Source organism: Streptomyces rimosus subsp. rimosus (assembly GCF_000720725.1).
Classification (GTDB): Bacteria; Actinomycetota; Actinomycetes; order Streptomycetales; family Streptomycetaceae; genus Streptomyces; species Streptomyces rimosus_A.
The window spans coordinates 1-16,779 of the sequence record NZ_JOCQ01000078.1 but is presented as its reverse complement, the minus strand read 5'-3'; the positions used below and the strand labels follow the sequence as shown (position 1 = coordinate 16,779).

Annotated in this window: 13 protein-coding genes; 7 read left to right on the top strand and 6 right to left on the bottom strand. The window is 73.0% G+C overall.

Translation table 11 applies throughout. The features are described from left to right. Nucleotides 1–78: 78 nt before the first annotated feature. Nucleotides 79–342, bottom strand: coding sequence for a WhiB family transcriptional regulator (locus IH45_RS0131005; protein ID WP_003983763.1), 264 nt, complete (start codon nt 340–342; stop codon nt 79–81). 705 nt (nt 343–1,047) lie between these two features. On the opposite strand from IH45_RS0131005, the gene IH45_RS0130995 reads away from it, so the two are divergent. Genes IH45_RS0130995 through IH45_RS0130985 form a run of 3 tightly spaced genes read left to right on the top strand, consistent with a single transcriptional unit; the run spans nt 1,048 to nt 3,875 of the window. Then, nucleotides 1,048–1,545: a cysteine dioxygenase gene (locus tag IH45_RS0130995; RefSeq protein WP_030676048.1), complete on the top strand. Its 498-nt coding sequence runs from the start codon at nt 1,048–1,050 to the stop codon at nt 1,543–1,545. 12 nt (nt 1,546–1,557) lie between these two features. Then, nucleotides 1,558–2,514, top strand: a complete 957-nt coding sequence (gene cofD / locus IH45_RS0130990) for a 2-phospho-L-lactate transferase (RefSeq protein WP_030676045.1) — start codon at nt 1,558–1,560, stop codon at nt 2,512–2,514. Then, a complete protein-coding gene (locus IH45_RS0130985; protein WP_030676043.1) occupies nt 2,511–3,875 on the top strand; it encodes a coenzyme F420-0:L-glutamate ligase in 1,365 nt (454 codons plus the stop codon). The genes cofD and IH45_RS0130985 overlap by 4 nt, the downstream gene beginning before the upstream one ends. A 22-nt stretch (nt 3,876–3,897) precedes the next feature. On the opposite strand, the gene IH45_RS0130980 is transcribed toward IH45_RS0130985, so the two are convergent. The 3 genes from IH45_RS0130980 to IH45_RS0130970 all read right to left on the bottom strand — a co-directional run bounded on the left by IH45_RS0130980 (nt 3,898) and on the right by IH45_RS0130970 (nt 7,485). Beyond that, nucleotides 3,898–4,812 carry a DNA-3-methyladenine glycosylase family protein gene (locus tag IH45_RS0130980; protein WP_030676040.1) on the bottom strand — a complete coding sequence of 305 codons (915 nt, stop codon included), beginning with the start codon at nt 4,810–4,812 and terminating at the stop codon, nt 3,898–3,900. 95 nt (nt 4,813–4,907) lie between these two features. Beyond that, nucleotides 4,908–5,990, bottom strand: a complete 1,083-nt coding sequence (gene manB, locus IH45_RS0130975; protein ID WP_030676038.1) for a mannose-1-phosphate guanylyltransferase — start codon at nt 5,988–5,990, stop codon at nt 4,908–4,910. Nucleotides 5,991–6,063: 73 nt separating this feature from the next. After that, nucleotides 6,064–7,485: a peptidoglycan recognition protein family protein gene (locus IH45_RS0130970; protein WP_030676035.1), complete on the bottom strand. Its 1,422-nt coding sequence runs from the start codon at nt 7,483–7,485 to the stop codon at nt 6,064–6,066. 126 nt (nt 7,486–7,611) lie between these two features. Between IH45_RS0130970 and IH45_RS0130965 the strand changes: the two genes are divergently transcribed. From IH45_RS0130965 to IH45_RS0130950, 4 genes are all read left to right on the top strand, one after another. Next, entirely contained in the window at nt 7,612–8,364 is a 753-nt protein-coding gene (locus IH45_RS0130965; RefSeq protein ID WP_030676032.1) for a TIGR03089 family protein, read from the top strand. A gap of 168 nt (nt 8,365–8,532) precedes the next feature. Next, nucleotides 8,533–9,828, top strand: coding sequence for an LCP family protein (locus IH45_RS0130960; RefSeq protein WP_030676030.1), 1,296 nt, complete (start codon nt 8,533–8,535; stop codon nt 9,826–9,828). Nucleotides 9,829–10,057: 229 nt separating this feature from the next. Next, complete coding sequence (locus IH45_RS0130955; RefSeq protein WP_030676027.1) at nt 10,058–11,863, top strand: LCP family protein; 1,806 nt, start codon at nt 10,058–10,060, stop codon at nt 11,861–11,863. Nucleotides 11,864–11,971: 108 nt separating this feature from the next. Further along, nucleotides 11,972–14,002: an LCP family protein gene (locus IH45_RS0130950; RefSeq protein WP_030676024.1), complete on the top strand. Its 2,031-nt coding sequence runs from the start codon at nt 11,972–11,974 to the stop codon at nt 14,000–14,002. Here IH45_RS0130950 and IH45_RS0130945 read toward each other — a convergent pair. Both IH45_RS0130945 and IH45_RS0130940 read right to left on the bottom strand, forming a co-directional pair. Next, on the bottom strand, nt 13,990–15,093 hold the full coding sequence (locus IH45_RS0130945; RefSeq protein ID WP_030676021.1) for a class 1 isoprenoid biosynthesis enzyme: 1,104 nt from the start codon (nt 15,091–15,093) through the stop codon (nt 13,990–13,992). The genes IH45_RS0130950 and IH45_RS0130945 overlap by 13 nt on opposite strands. A gap of 44 nt (nt 15,094–15,137) precedes the next feature. After that, a complete protein-coding gene (locus tag IH45_RS0130940; protein WP_050515304.1) occupies nt 15,138–16,568 on the bottom strand; it encodes an MFS transporter in 1,431 nt (476 codons plus the stop codon). Nucleotides 16,569–16,779 lie beyond the last annotated feature (211 nt).

The following is a 16,779-nucleotide window of genomic DNA, read 5'->3' as shown; positions in this document are numbered from 1 at the left end:
GCGGACCGTTGTCTATGGAGAGGTTTGGGGGATATGGGGAGGTGCTGTGGCCCGGCGGCCGGGCCGTGCGGCCGGACGTCAGACCGCTGCCTTCTTGAGCCGGCGCCGCTCGCGCTCGGACAGTCCGCCCCAGATGCCGAAGCGTTCGTCGTTGGCGAGGGCATATTCAAGGCATTCGGAGCGGACCTCGCACGCGAGGCAGACCTTCTTGGCCTCGCGGGTGGAGCCACCCTTCTCCGGGAAGAAGGATTCGGGGTCGGTCTGGGCGCACAGCGCGCGCTCCTGCCAGCCGAGCTCCTCGTCCGCCTCTTCGACCAGCAATTCCTGGAACAGCTCGGTCATGTGCGCCCCTCGTCTGTCTTTGCGTCCCCGTGATGCAGCCGTTACCGATGACGGCTGAACGACACGAGTGAAATTACAAGTGTGCCGATCCGGGCCAGTCAAGCCGAGATCTGCTATTGGGCCCCTTATTCACTCTGCGGAACCAAGCCTTTGCAGAAAGTGTTCAAATCAGTCAAAAACAGGACACTTCCCCAGGCGTATCTCCCGTAACTTCCTTCTCACACCCAAGGACGCGACGGGCGCCGCAGCCGTTGCACCTCGCGCACCGAAGCGGGCCGGATCACATTCAGGTCACGAGACCGCAACGGCGCACAGGGGCGCGCGGATGTCGGCCGTCTGCTCCGAACCCCGTATGCACAAACCTTTCGCCGGGCGCAGCAACCGGATGAGGTGAAACATCTCGCCCAAACCCGGCATCCGGTTGACACGGCGCCGAGTACCCGGTCTCCTTACATGCATGCCAGCGATTCCTGCGCTCCGCCTGACCCGTGCCTACGGGTCCCGCTGCGCTGCCCAGGCCCGCTGTCGCTGTTCCAGCTGTTGACGCCACCGAGCTCCAGCTTCTTTTCCCGCAGCACCTCGCAGTACCCCGCCGCACGGCCCCCGTGCCCGTCACGCGCACCCCGCGCCGCGGAGCACCCCTGCCGCGTCCTTCGCGTCATCCGATCTGCGCCACCTGAGCACCTTGCCGAGGAATTCCCGAACATGAACAGCGACGTCCAGATCGCCGGCGACCCGCTCGCCGTCCCGCACCTGCTCCCGCCCGTCCCCGCCCACCCGGTCACCGTCGCCGGGTTCGCCGGACTCGCCCGTGAGATCGCCGCCGACCGCGCCGCCTGGGCCCCGCTGGTGCGCTACGACGCCACCACCCGCTGGTACCACCGGCTGCGCCAGGGGCCGGGCTACGAGGTCTGGCTGCTGTCCTGGCTGCCCGGCCAGGGCAGCGGGCGGCACGACCACGGCCCCTCCTCCGGCGTACTGACCGTGCTGGAGGGCGAGTTGAGCGAGCACACCACGACCGGGCACCGCACCCTGACGGCGGGCGCGCAGCGCGTCTTCGCTCCGGGCTACGTCCACGAGGTCGTCAACGACGCGCTGGCACCGGCGATCAGCCTGCACGTGTACTTCCCCGGATTGACCGAGATGCCCATGCACAGCGCCCGCTGCGCGACGGGCGCCTCCCACGAGGCGGTCGCGCCCTGACATGCTGGCCCCATGCGCATTGTGGTTCTCGCCGGCGGCATCGGCGGCGCCCGCTTCCTGCGGGGTCTGAAAGCAGCGGCGCCGGACGCCGACATCACGGTCATCGGCAACACCGGTGACGACATCCACCTGTTCGGGCTGAAGGTCTGCCCGGACCTCGACACCGTGATGTACACGCTCGGCGGCGGCATCAACGAGGAGCAGGGCTGGGGCCGGGCCGACGAGACCTTCCGGGTCAAGGAGGAGCTGGCGGCCTACGGGGTCGGGCCCGAGTGGTTCGGGCTCGGCGACCGGGACTTCGCCACCCACATCGTCCGTACGCAGATGCTCGGCGCCGGCTACCCGCTCAGCGCGGTGACCGAGGCGCTGTGCGCGCGCTGGAAGCCCGGGGTGCGGCTGCTGCCGATGTCGGACGACCGGATCGAGACCCATGTGGCCGTGGACATCGACGGCGAGCGCAAGGCCGTCCACTTCCAGGAGTACTGGGTACGGCTGCGCGCCTCGGTCGACGCGCAGGCGGTGGTGCCGGTCGGTGCTGAGCAGGCCAAGCCCGCGCCCGGCGTGCTGGAGGCGATCGCCGAGGCGGACGTGGTGCTCTTCCCGCCGTCCAACCCGGTGGTGAGCGTCGGCACGATCCTGGCGGTGCCGGGCGTGCGCGAGGCGATCGCGGACGCCGGGGTGCCGGTGGTCGGGCTGTCGCCGATCGTCGGTGACGCGCCGGTGCGCGGCATGGCGGACAAGGTCCTCGCCGCGGTCGGCGTCGAGTCGACGGCCGCCGCGGTGGCCGAGCACTACGGCTCCGGGCTGCTGGACGGCTGGCTCGTGGACACGGTGGACGCCGCCGCGGTGCCCCGGGTCGAGGAGGCGGGCATCCGCTGCAAGGCCGTACCGCTGATGATGACGGACCTGGACGCGACGGCCGCGATGGCCCGCGAGGCGCTGGCGCTGGCCGAGGAGGTCCGCGCATGAGCGATCCCGGGGCGGCCCCCGCGTACCGGGTGTGGGCGCTGCCCGGCATCCCCGAGGTGCGGGACGGCGACGACCTCGCCAAGATCATCGCGGCGGCGGCGACCGCCGACGGGCTGCCCGGCCTGGCCGACGGCGATGTGCTGCTGGTGACCTCGAAGATCGTCAGCAAGGCCGAGGGCCGGATCATGGAGGCCGCCGACCGCGAGGCGGCCATCGACCGGGAGACGGTACGGGTCGTGGCGCGCCGCGGCACGCTGCGCATCGTGGAGAACCGGCAGGGCCTGGTCATGGCGGCGGCGGGCGTGGACGCCTCCAACACCCCGGCCGGAACGGTCCTGTTGCTGCCCGAGGACCCGGACGCCTCGGCCCGCGCGATCCGCGACGGGCTGCTGGCGGCGCTGGGCGTACGCGTCGGCGTCATCGTCAGCGACACCTTCGGGCGGCCGTGGCGCAGCGGGCTGACGGATGTCGCGATCGGCGCGGCCGGGGTGCGGGTGCTGGACGACCTGCGCGGCGGCGTGGACGCGTACGGCAATCCGCTCAGCGCGACGGTGGTCGCCACCGCCGACGAACTGGCCGCGGCAGGTGACCTGGTGAAGGGCAAGGCGGCCGGGCTGCCGGTCGCGGTGGTCCGCGGGCTGCCCCACGTGGTGTGCGACGGCGGTACGGGCGGGACCGGCGGCGACGCCGACGACACCGCCGACGCCGGGGCCCGGGAACTGGTGCGGTCCGCCGCCGACGACATGTTCCGGCTGGGCACCTCCGAGGCCGTGCGGGAAGCGGTGACCCTGCGGCGTACGGTCCGCGAGTTCACCGACGACCCGGTGGACCCCGGCGCGGTCCGGCGCGCGGTCGCCGCCGCGGTCACCGCGCCCGCGCCGCACCACACCACGCCCTGGCGCTTCGTCCTCCTGGAGTCCGAGCGCTCGCGTACGGAACTGCTGGACGCGATGCGGGACGCGTGGATCGCCGACCTGCGCGGGGACGGCTTCGGCGAGGAGTCGATCGCCAAGCGGGTGCGCCGTGGCGATGTGCTGCGCAAGGCGCCGTACCTGGTCGTGCCGTGCCTGGTGATGGACGGCTCCCACACGTATCCGGACGCGCGGCGCAACGCCGCCGAGCGGGAGATGTTCGTCGTCGCCAACGGCGCCGGCATCCAGAACTTCCTGGTCGCGCTGGCCGGGGAGCGGCTGGGCTCGGCGTGGGTGTCCTCGACGATGTTCTGCCGCGAGGTCGTACGGGACGTGCTGGACCTCCCGGCCGACTGGGACCCGATGGGCGCGGTCGCCGTGGGCCGCGCCGCGGCGGCGCCCCGCCCGCGTCCGCCGCGCGCGGGCGACGACTTCGTGGTGGTGCGCTGAGCACTCGTACGTCCGCCGTTCGCTACAGCCGCGCGATGTCCCCCACGGGGAACCGCGGCGCGCGGCGCGGCAGGGTGCGGCCCGACAGCAGGATGAAGCGGGCGGCGCGGTGGCGCTGGCCCTCGTAGGGGGCGAGCAGTTCGAGCATCTGCTCGTCGGTGCCGTCGCGCCGCCCGGTCAGCGCGTAGCCGACGATGCGCGGCAGGTGGAGGTCGCCGACGGTGATCGCGTCGGGCGCGCCGTTGGAACGCTGGAGCGCCTCGGCGGCCGTCCACGGGCCGATGCCCTGGACCAGCTGGAGCCGGTGCAGCGCGTCCGGCAGGTCCATGGCCGCTGCTTCTTCGAGGCGGCGGGCGACGCGTACGGCCCGCAGGATCGTGGCCGACCGCTTCTGGTCGACGCCCGCGCGGTGCCACTCCCAGGACGGGATCAGGGCCCAGCCGCGCGGATCGGGCATCACGCGCAGCCGGTCCCAGGGGCCGGGCGCGGGCTCGCCGTGCCGCTGGAGGAGGAGTCGCCAGGCGCGGTACGCCTCGTCGGCGGTGACCTTCTGCTCCAGGATCGAGGGAATCAGCGACTCCAGGACCAGCCCGGTGCGGGCCAGGCGAACGCCGGGATGGCGGCGGCGCGCTTCGTGGACGAGGCGGTGCCGCGGGGTGAAGGCCGCCGGGTCGTCCCCCTCGCCCAGCAGGGCGGGCAGCCCGTCGAGCATCCACTCGGCGCCCGGGCCCCATGCCTCGGCCTCGATCTGTCCGGCGCCCGATCGTGCCCGTACGCACAAGGTGGCCGGCCCGTGCGGCGTACGGCTGGCCCGCCACACGGCGCCGTCCGCCACCCGGAAGGCCGGATCGCCGGGCCCGCGCCCGAGCACACCGAGGGTGCGGTGCAGGTCGTACGGGCCGGGCGGGGCCCAGGTGCGGCGGAGGGGGGCGGGCATCCGGCCAGGGTAAGTGATGCGGGTGCGCGGTGAGGGGGCGCGAGGTCGCGGAGTGGCAGGGGTCTCCCTCGCCTGCCGACCCGAAGAAAAGCGGCCTACTGGTCCGACGAGAACCGCACCGACGCCTCCGGTATCTCCGCGCCGCACCACACCCGTATGCCGTCGCGCAGCTCGTTGTCGGCGCCGACGACCGCGCCGTCGCCGATGACCGCGCCTTCCAGGACGGTACGGGCGCCGATGCGGGCCCCGGCGCCGATCAGCGAGTCGCGGACCTGGGCGCCCGGCTCGACGACGGCGCCCTCCAGGACCGTGCTGCCGTCGATGCGCGCGCCCGCGCCGACCCGGGCCCGGGAGCCGATGGCGGTGCCGCCGGTGAGCTTGGCGTCCGGCGCCACCTCGGCGGTGTCCAGCACCAGCCGGTCGCCGCAGCGGCCCGGCACGGCCGGGGACGGGGCGCGGCCCAGCACCAGGTCGGCCGAGCCGCGGACGAAGGCGTGCGGGGTGCCCAGGTCGAGCCAGTAGGTGGAGTCGACCATGCCCTGGAGGTGGGCGCCGTCCGCCAGCAGGCCGGGGAAGGTCTCGCGCTCGACGGAGACCGGGCGGCCGGTGGGGATGGTGTCGATGACCGAGCGGTTGAAGACGTAGGCGCCCGCGTTGATCTGGTCGGTGACGATCTCCTCGGGCGTCTGCGGCTTCTCCAGGAAGGCGGTGACCCGGCCGGTGGCGTCGGTGGGCACCAGGCCGAAGGCGCGCGGGTCGGCGACCTTGGTCAGGTGCAGCGAGACATCGGCGCCCGTGGTGCGGTGGGTGTCCACCAGGGCCGCGATGTCCAGTCCGGTGAGGATGTCGCCGTTGAAGATCAGGACCGGGTCGTCGGGTGCCGAGTGCAGGCGGGAGGCGACGTTGCGGATGGCGCCGCCGGTGCCCAGCGGCTCCTCCTCGGTGACGTACTCCAGGTGCAGGCCGAGCGCGGACCCGTCGCCGAAGTACGGCTCGAAGACCTCGGCGAGATAGGAGGTGGCCAGCACGATGTGCTCCACACCCGCCGCGCGGGCGCGCGCCAGCTGGTGGGTGAGGAAGGGGACACCGGCTGCCGGGACCATGGGCTTGGGCGTGTGCACCGTCAGCGGGCGCAGTCGGGTGCCCTTGCCGCCGACCAGGAGGATCGCTTCTGTCACCTTGTCTTCTCTGCTTCCTGCTGGGGTCGGCCGGTCGGCGGACCAGTGTAGGCAGATGCTTTCGAACGGACTTTCAGCGGCCCTGGAGGCGCGCCGCGGAACTGCGTACGCTGCCGAGCTTCCGGTAGAGGCGGTCACCGGGGCACTCGGTGGAGAAGCCGTCCCGGTGGCCCGAGATGACGTGCAGCCTAGCCCGGGTGCCCTTCTTGTACCGGTTGCCGCCGCCGGAAACTAGGGATGTTGTGGTGCGCGGGTCCATGCCGTACAACCCGAGTTTCCACGCCGCCAGCCGTGCCGCCGCGGAAACGGCCGAGGTTGGCGGATTTGCATTCTCGAACGTGCCGAGAACGGCGATGCCCATGGTGTTCTCGTTGAAGCCGCGGGTGTGCGCGCCCTTGACCGGCTTGGTGACGCCGCCCGCGCGACCCTCGTAGACGGTGCCGCACTTGTCGATGAGGAAGTTGTAGCCGATGTCCCGCCAGCCGCTGCTCTTGACGTGGTAGCGGTAGATGCCGCGCAGGACGGAAGGCGCCTGTCGGCAGGTGTAGTTGTTGCCGGTGGTGCTGTGGTGGATGAAGGCCGCCTTGACGGTCCTGGTGTACGCGAAGTTCCGCTCGCGCAGCTTCTCGTCGGCGCCCCAGCCGGCCCGGGTGACGATGGCCGGGCGCGGGCCGACGTGCGAGCGGGGCGCGGTGGGCGGCTGGGAGGTGCCGGGGCTCGGGGTGCCGGGGCGGCTCACCGACGGGTCGTCGTCATCGTCGCCGGGGCGGGTGGGCGTGTTCACCGCGGGGATGCGGAAGACGCCGAGCAGGGAGTCGAGGGCGGAGCCGACCGACCCGAGGGTCCCGGAGCTGCGCGGCGGCTCGGGGCGACTGCCGCCGGCTGCCCGCCCGCCCGTCCGTGCCGCGCGCACCTGGGGCGAGTCCGTGCCGGGGTCGACGAGTTCCAGGTGCATCCCGGCGGGCAGCGAACGGTGCGCCGGCGCGCGGCCGGTGCTGCCGCGCTCCGGGACGACGCGCAGTTCCACGGCGTCGGAGGAGCCGACCCACAGGGGCGCGGTGCTGCCCCGTACGGAACCGCGCACCTCGCCGGAGCGCGGGTCGGGCGCGTCGTCGTCGTGCGCCTGGATGTCCTGCCAGCCGGTCCAGCCGGTGCCGCCGGCGGGCCGGGTACGGACCTGGACCTGGCCGTCGAGCGCGGCCGCCGGGTCGTCCCAGACGACACCGACCAGGGAGAACGGGGCGACGCCGTAGGCGGCCAGGCCCTGGGCGCCGGGTGCGGCGCCGCGGTCCGACGACCGCAGGGGGCGCAGGGGGAGGGAGCGGGTGCTGCCGGGGATGCCGTCGGGGGCGGCCTGTGCGGAAGGCGCGCGGGCCCCGTCGGCGGTGGAGGTGGCGGCGCGTTCGGGGGCGGTCGCTCCGGCGGGGAGGGCGATCGGGAGGGTGAGTGCGGCGGTGCACGTCACGGCGATCGAGGTAGCAAGAATGGCACGCATGCGGAAATCGTGAACGAATAGGGCATAACATGCCATTCGTAATCTGACGGCGCGTCGGCCCGCGCGCCCCGCGCCCGCCCGCCGTCCGGCTGACCGCCGGCCGCCCCCGCGCGTACCCTGACGCCGATGAACACCACCGATCGCACCCCCGCCGACCTGCTGCGTTCCGCGCTCGCCGCGGACCCCTCCCGGCCGCTGGTGACCTTCTACGACGATGCCACCGGCGAGCGCGTGGAACTGTCCGTGGCCACCTTCGCCAATTGGGTGGCGAAGACCGCCAACTACCTCCAGGACGACCTGGCCACCGAGCCCGGCGACCGGCTGGCGCTGCTGCTGCCCGCGCACTGGCAGACCGCCGTATGGCTGCTGGCCTGCTCCTCGGTCGGCGTGGTCGCCGACATCGGCGGCGACCCGGCGGCGGCCGACGTCGTCGTGAGCGGCCCGGACACGCTGGAGGAGGCGCGCGCCTGCCGGGGCGAGCGGGTGGCGCTGGCGCTGCGCCCGCTGGGCGGCCGTTTCCCGCAGCCGCCGGCGGGCTTCGCGGACTACGCGGCCGAGGTGCCCGGCCAGGGCGACCGGTTCGCGCCGTACGCGCCGGTGGACCCGCAGGACCCGGCGCTCGCGGTGGACGGCCGGGAGCTGACCGGCGCCGAAACCGTGGCGGCGGCGCTGGCCGACGCCGCGGAGCGCGGGCTGTCCACGGGCTCCCGGCTGCTGTCCGGCCTGCCGTACGACACCTGGACGGGCCTGTCCGCCGGCCTGCTCGCCCCGCTCGCCGCGGGCGGCTCCGTCGTACTGTGCCGCAACCTGGACCGGCTGGACGCGGACGGCCTGGCCAAGCGCGAGGAGAGCGAGCGGGTCACCCACCGGGCCGGGTGAGCCTCCCCCGTCCGGCGGACGCCCGGCGCTCCGTGAGGGGCCGGGCGGCGCCGCGCGGGCCATGATCTTGGAGTACGGACGCCGTCGCGCGGGTCCGCACGTCCGGCCCTTCCGGAAGTCGGCCCGCGCGGGCGCGACGCCGACTCCCGGAGGGATGGGGACGCACTCGTGACCGACAGCCCGGAGAATCCTTCCGGCCGGCCGGGGCCGCACGGCCCGCGGGACCCCGCCGACGGGACCGGTGCGCGCGACGCCCCGCCCGCCGCTCCGCCGCTGGACCTCGCGGCGGAGAGCGGCGCGACGTCCACCGGGCCGGGGCCGGGGCGGCGGTGGCTGCGCTGGACCGCCGTCGGGCTCTGCGTACTGGTGCTGGCCCTGACCGGCCTCGGCTGGCTGGTCTACACCAAGCTGGACGGCAATCTCCGTACCGACCCGGACACCCGTAACGAGCTGGAGAAGTACGAGGCCGAGCGCCCCAGGTCCGAGCCGGGCGGCGCGGAGAACGTCCTGCTGATCGGCACCGACCGGCGCTCCGGGGAGGACAACGGCAAATACGGCGCCGACAACGGCACCCAGCGCTCGGACACCACGATCCTGCTGCACGCCTCGGCGGACCGGCAGAGCGCGACGGCGGTGAGCATCCCGCGGGATCTGATGGTGCAGATTCCCGAATGCAAGCGTTTCGACGGAAAGCAGTCGGCGCCGCAATTCAACCAGTTCAACTGGGCGTTCGAGTTCGCGGGCGCGGCCTGCTCGATCCGTACGGTCGAGAAGATGACGGGCATTCGCGTCGACCACCACATGATCGTGGACTTCACCGGGTTCAAGAAAATGGTGGACGCGGTGGACGGGGTCGATGTGTGCCTGGAACGGCCCGTCAAGGACGACGAGGCGCAGCTGCGGCTGCCGGCCGGTTGGCAGACGCTGCGCGGCGAGGACGCGCTCGGTTACGTACGGGCCCGCAAGAGCCTGGGCGACGGCAGCGACACCCAGCGCATGGAACGCCAGCAGCAGTTCCTCGCGGCGCTGGTGAACAAGGTCCAGAGCAATGGCGTGCTGCTCAATCCCCGCCGGCTCTACCCGCTGCTGGACGCCGCGACGAGTTCCCTGACCACCGACGAGGACCTGGCGTCGCTGCGCGGCCTGTACGAATGGGTACGCGGCCTGCGCAGCATTCCGACCGAGAAGGTGCAGTTCCTGACCGTTCCGCGCCAGGAGTACCGCTACGACACGGACCGCGACGAACTCGCCCAGCCGGCCGCTGAGCACCTTTTCCGGCAGCTGGGCAAGGACCTCCCGGTGGCCGTCCGGCCCACGTCCGCGCCTTCCTCGCCTGCTCCGGCGGGGCCGGGCCCGGCGTCCGGGCCGCGGGAGGATTCCGCGAACGGCGCCGCGGACGGTTCGCCTTCGCCGTCCGAGCCCACGTTCCGGGGGACCACCGCAGAGCGCGGGATCTGCCGATAAAAGCTCCGCAAAGGTACAGTCGGCTGCTCGAAAGCTGTCGAAAGGTTGGGGTGAATTGCCCAGTTGTAGGGGAGTGGAATTTGTCACGGGCGTCGCTCGACGCTGAACTGGGCGGATAGTGTGAGCGATCCGGTCCGCACGACCAGGCTGACCGCGCATTGCACAACCGACCGACCGAGCGCCTTGAGGGGGAGGCGCCGCGTGGCACCGACGGAGGACACAAGGCACCGTGGACGCGCAAGGCCGTGGGCGAGCGGACGACTTCGATCCCGCTGATCAGTGGGTGTTCGATCCCAAAACCGGCAACTACGAGTTGCGGCTGGACCCTGCCGACGCTCCGGCACCGCAGCCGGCCGACCGCGGGACTCCGGCGCCCAGACGCGGCAGCGGACCGGCCGGGCCCGAGGGGCCCCGAGGGCCACGGGGCCCGGGCAACGGCACGGGGCAAAACGGTTCTGGACGCGGCCGGTCCCGCACGGACGGCGACACGCGCGAGGTGCCGGCCCAGCGCGACCGGCGGGCCGGAAACCGTTCGGCGAGCGGCGGCGCGGCCGGTGGCGGCACCGGCGGCGGCACCCCGCCCAGCCGCCGTAAGCCCAAGCCGAAGAAGTCCGCCAAGAAGAAGGCGCTCTACTGGACGTCCGGCGCGCTCGGCTTCGTCCTCGTCGCGGGCTGCGGCGGCGCGTTCTACCTCTACCAGCAGCTGAACGGGAACATCTCCAAGGTCGACGTCGGCAAGGAGAACCCGGCGGTCAAGGACGGCCCGGTCAACATCCTGATCATCGGCACGGACGCCCGCTCCGGGAAGGGCAACCAGGGCTACGGCGACGCGGGCAGCGTGGGCCACGCGGACACCACGATCCTGATGCACGTCTCCAAGGACCGGTCCAACGCGACGGCCCTGAGCATCCCCCGCGACATGATCACCGACATCCCGGACTGCCCGACCAAGAAGAACGGCACCACGAAGACCATCCCCGGCGAGCGCAACGTCCGCTTCAACACCAGCCTGGGCCAGGAGGAGCGCGACCCCGGCTGCACCTGGCGCACCGTGGAGAAGATGACCGGCCTGTCCATAGATCACTTCATGATGGCCGACTTCAACGCGGTCAAGGAGCTGTCCGAGGCGGTGGACGGCGTGGAGGTGTGCGCCGCGAAGCCGATAGACGACCCGAAGTCCCATCTGCACCTGCCGGCGGGCAAGAGCGTCGTCAAGGGCGAGCAGGCGCTGGCGTTCGTCCGTACCCGGCACTCCGTCGGCACCGGCAGCGACCTGAGCCGCATCAAGCTCCAGCAGCAGTTCATCGGCTCGATGATCCGCAAGATGAAGTCCGGCGACACCCTGACCAGCGTTCCCAAGCTCTACGACCTGGCCCAGGCCGCCACCAAGGCGCTGACCGTGGACACCGGCATCGGCAGCGCGGGCAAGCTCGTGGACCTGGCCAAGGACCTCAGCCGGGTCGACATCAAGAACATCACTTTCGCCACAGTGCCCGTCCTGGACAACCCGAAGGACCGTGCGACCGTCGTACTGGACGAGGCGAAGGCCGCGCCGCTGTTCCAGATGATCCGCGCCGACCATTCGCTGTCCAAGACCGACGAGAAGAAAGAGAAGAAGGGCGAGGGCACCTCGGACGACAAACAGGTTCCCAAGGCGCCGGCCGACAAGGTCCGGGTCGATGTCAGCAACGGCGGCGGGCCGATCGGCGCCGCGCAGGAGACGGTGGACTGGCTGCAGAACAGCAAGGCCGCGAAGCTGTCGACGAACGCCGGCAACGCGCCGACGAAGCTGGCCGCGACCCGCCTGGAGTACGCGCCCAACCAGGCCGACCAGGCCGCGACCCTGGCCGCCTGGATGGGCCTGCCCAAGAGCGCGCTGAAGAAGACCACCGCGGACGCGGGGCCGAAGGTCCCCATGAAGCTGATCCTCGGCAAGGACTTCCAGGGAGCGGGCAAGTCGATCGAGGCGCCGACGAAGACGCCGGACGGCGTGCAGAACGTGAACGCCGACGACAAGAACGTCTGCGCCAAGTAGCAGGACACCGGCCGGGCTCCCCGGCCGGGCCACGGCTGCACGGGGCAGCCGAACGACCAAGCGAGCCCCGGCCGCCGTGACCGGCGCCGACTGACGGGGGAGAACCCAATGCGGCAGAGCAGTGTGCGCGGAAACGGACCGCGCCGGCGCCGGCCGGACGCCAAGGATCTGGGCTGGGACGACAGCCTGTACGAGGACGAGGAGAACGCGGAGGCGGCGGCAGGCCGTACCAGACCCGCCGAGAAGCCGCGGAGCGCGGCGGATGCCGGCGCTCCCGCCGCTCCCGCCGCCCCGGGCATCACCGGCACACCGGTGGCCGGTACCGGCCAGGCCGTGACGCCCCCGGTGATCACCGGGGGCGTCACGGGTCCGGCCACCGCCACGAAGGACGCGGCGGACTCGAAGGATTCGACGGACTCGACGGACTCGACGGACTCGACGGTGAAGCTCGCCGCGGTACCGGCCGAGGGCTCCGCGCCCCAGGCCGGTACCGCCGCTCCCCGTACCGCCACTCCCCGTACCGCCCCGACCGGCACCGCCACCCCCGACGGCTCACCCCCCGACGGCCCCGCTCCCGAAGACGCCGCGAACACTGCGGACGCCCCGGACACCGACCCCGCCGGCAAAGGCACCCGCCGCGCCGGCAAACCGCGCAGCAAGACCCGGCGCGTGCTGCGCTGGAGCGCGATCACCCTCGCCATCCTGATAGCCGGCACGGCCGGGGCCGCTTACTGGTACTACGAACACCTCAACAGCAACCTCCGCAAGGACGCCCTCGACCTGGGCTCCGGCGGCCTGGAGAAACCCGCGCCGAACGCCTTCGGGCAGACCCCGCTGAACATCCTGCTGCTCGGCTCGGACGGCCGGAACAGCGAGAAGAACATCGAACTCGGCGGCGCCCGCCAGGACGCGGACCGCAAGCCGCTGGCGGACGTGCAGATGCTGGTGCACGTCTCCGCCGACCGCAGCAACATGTCGGTCATCTCGATCCCGCGCGACACCCGCGTGACGATCCCGAAGTGCACCGACCCGGACGACGGCAAGGTCTACCCGCAGACCACCGCGGCCATCAACACCTCGCTCCAGCACGGCGGCCCCGGCTGCACGGTCGCCACCTGGAAGGAGCTGACCGGCATCTACATCGACCACTTCATGATGGTCGACTTCGCCGGCGTGGTGGACATGGCGGACGCGATCGGCGGTGTCCCCGTGTGTGTGGACAAGAACGTCTACTCGCACGACAAGAAGGGCCACGGCAGCGGTCTGAAGCTGACCGCGGGCACCCACTCGGTCAAGGGCGTCCAGGCCCTCCAGTGGCTGCGCACCCGGTACGGCTTCGAGGACAACACCGACATCGGCCGGGCCAAGGCCCAGCACATGTACATGAACTCGATGGTCCGCGAGCTGAAGGCGGGCACCAAGCTCACCGACCCGATGAAACTGCGCGACCTGGCCGAGGCCGCCACCAAGGCGCTGACCGTGGACGAGGGCCTGGGCAGCGTCAAGAAGCTGTACGACCTGGGCGGCGACCTCCAGCGGGTGCCGACCGAGCGGATCACGATGGTCACCATGCCGTGGCAGTACGCGGCGGGCGGCGAGTACGTCGTACCCAAGCCCGGGGACGCCGAGCAGACCTTCTCCCTCCTGCGCAACGACACCGGGCTGGACGGCAGGGACACGAAGAAAAAGAAGCCGGCGCCCGAGCCGCAGCCGACGACCGCCAAGGACAAGCTGGATGTCATCGTGCAGAACGGCACCAACAGCACGGTCCGCGGCCCGGTGTCCGGCCGCGCGAACGTGATCTACAACCGTCTGGTGGGCCTCGGCTACACGGGCGCCTCCACGGACTCCAGCCTCACCACCCAGGCCGACACCACGATCACCTACCCGGCCAAGGAGGGCAGCGGCGACGCCCTCGCCCTCGCGAAGGCCCTCGGCCTGCCCAAGTCCGCCCTCAAGGCGTCCAGTACGGCCACCCATCTACGGCTGGTGGTCGGCAACGACTGGCGCAAGGGCACCTCGTTCCCGAAGCCGCCGGACGACAAGAAGGAGGCCGACAAGGCCCCGGAGAGCGCCGACGCCCTCAACGGCGAGGACAAGAAGGCCTGCATGAAGGTGAACCCCTCCTACACCTTCTGACCGGACCGCCCCCGGGCACGGCCGGCCGGTACCGCCGGCCCCGGGGGCAGGGTGCAGTGCGCGCCGTGCGGCCCCGCCGGGGCGACGGCGTGCGCGGTGGTCCGTACCTCGTCGTCCACGCGCCGGTGCAGGCAGGCGGTGAACGGCGAGTCGGGGGCGAGGGTGTCCAGCAGGGCGTGGGCGCGCTGGTGGATGTCCGCGAGGAAGCGCCGGTACGGGGCCAGCATGTCCGGGGCGAGCATCATGGCGGCCAGTTCCCGGCGGTCGGCGGCCGAGTCGGCGGCCCGGCCGAGGAGTTCCAGAGCGCGTTCCCGGCCCGCGTCGGTGGCCGCGTGCAGCAGCTGGACCAGCAGATAGGTGGCGGTCCGGTTGCCGAGGTCCTCGTGGTGGCCGGAGCGCAGATCGTCCTCGTCGTTGCGGAACTGCGCGAGCAGGCCGACGGCCTGCCCGAACGCGCCCCAGGCGGCGGCCCGCGGTTCGTCGGTGCCGTCCGCGCCGAGCGCGAGACGGGCCGCCATGGTGGCGGCCATGCCGTAGACCGCGCCGCTCTTGTGCCGGTAGACGGTCAGCACCTCCTCGGGGCTGGTCCCGGCCGGCGTGCCGAGGAGGTCGCCCACCTGCCCGTCGCAGGCGGCGGTCCAGCCGTCGAGGAAGTCCGCGGCCAGCCGCTCGCGCAGCGCCGCGGGCACCGGCAGCGCGGCCAGGGCGCGCAGGGGCAGGGCGTAACCGCACTCCAGGGCCGCGATCAGCACGGTGGCCGGGTCGCCCCCGTACAGCCGGGTGCGCTGGCCGCCGTCCGACGCGTCGTCGAAGGTGTTGGCGGCCCGCCACCACAGGACGTGCGCCGCGGCCACCGGCACGGCCGGCTCCAGGCCGCCTGCGACGGCGCCGTGGACGAGGAGCGGCAGCGCGCATTCGAGGGGGCTGCGCCGGCCGTCGGCGACGAGCCGTTCCAGGGCGGGCCGCAGGTGCGCGTACCGGGGCCGGTAGCCGTCGAGGAGCCCGGCCAGGTACTGCCGTACCCGGGGAACGGCCTCGGCGAGCCGGTCTTCGGCGCTCGGCCGCGCGACGGGCCGGGAATGAAGGGACAAGCGGATCTCCGTACGGTCGGGAAGGGGCGGCGGCCCTTCCGGTGTCACAGCGAAAGGTCGCGCGGCGCCGGGGAACCGGGGACGTCCTCCAGGGGGCCGGCGGGCACGGCGGCCCGGGGCAGGTCGCGGGCGAGCACACCGGCGGCGGCCGACGTCGTGGTCAGGGCGGCGGTGGTGACCGCGAAGGCGCCGACGACATCGGCCGTGGCGCGGATCTGGGCGAAGAAGAGGAAGCCGAAGACGCACACGCCGAGCGCGGCGCCGAGCTGCTGGGCCGTGGAGACCACGCCGGACGCCGCGCCCGCGACGGCGTCCGGCACGGTCCGCAGGGTCACCGACAGGGCCGGGGTGACGCACAGGCCGAGCGCGGCGCCGACGGCGCAGACCGTGCCGATCAGCAGGCGCGGGTCGGTGCCGAGGGCGGTCGCGGCGGAGCACGCGTAGCCGGCGGTGGCGGCGAGGGAGGCGAGGACCAGCAGCCGGGGCTCCGCGCCGCGGGCGAGCCGCGGCGCGAGCAGCGATCCGCCCGCGAAGGCGACCGCCGCCGGGGCCATGCCCAGGCCGGTGTGCAACGGGCTCCAGTCGAGCCCGCGTTGCAGCAGCAGGCCGAGCATCAGGACGAACGCGCTGAGCCCGCAGTTGATCAGGATGATCAGCGCGATGCCGCGGCGGAAGCCGTCGAGCCGCAGCAGCCGCGGTGGTACGAGCGGGGAGCCGCCCCGGGCGTCCAGCGCGCGTTCGTGACGCAGGAAGCAGGCCGCGACCGGGACCGACGCGGCCAGGCAGGCCGGTCCCCACCACACCATGCCGCCCGCGCCGCCCGCCACCAGCGGGACGACGAACAGCCCGAGCGCGCCCGCCGCGAGGCCGATGCCCGGCAGGTCGGCGCGGACCGGGCCGTGCCGTTCGGGGCGCGATCCGCCCGCCGCCCACGGCAGGAGCGCCAGGGCCAGGGCGCCCACCGGCACGTTGACGAGGAAGACGGCGCGCCATCCGAGCCCGAGCACGTCGGCCGAGAGCAGCCAGCCGCCCAGCAGTTGGCCGCCGATGGCGCCGAGCCCCATCACCGCGCCGATCGCGGCGTACGCCCGGCGCTGCGCCGCGCCGGTGAACAGGGTCCGCGCCGCGCGGTAGACCTGCGGCACCATCAGCGCCGTACCGCCGCCCTGCACCATCCGCGCGACGACCAGCACGGCCGTGGCGGGCGCCGTGCCGCACACGGCCGACGCGCCGGTGAAGACGGCCATGCCGAGGCCGAAGACGCGCAGGGTGCCGAGCGCGTCCCCCAGCCGTCCGCCGGCGGCCAGGCCGAGGGCGTAGACCAACTGGTATCCGGCGAGGACCAGTTGCTGCTGGCCGCCGTCCGCGCCCAGGTCCCGCTCCAGCGCGGGCATCGCCACGACCACGATGAAGACATCGAGGTTGGCCAGGAAGGTGCCGCACAGCAGGACAACCAGCGCCGCCCAGGGACGCACGGCGGCACCTCCAGCCGATCGGCGAGCACGATCCGTAGCGATCGCAACACGTATCGTAACCACGATCAAGCGCCCGTGCCCAGCCCCTGTCTGCTGTGGTGGCTGGAGGGGCTGGTGGTGCGAATGAGGTGGTACGGGGCGGAGGCGGGCCGGGCGCTGCTCGGCGGGCGCGGGCGGGGGGCGGGCCGGGCGCTACGCGGCGGGCGCGGGC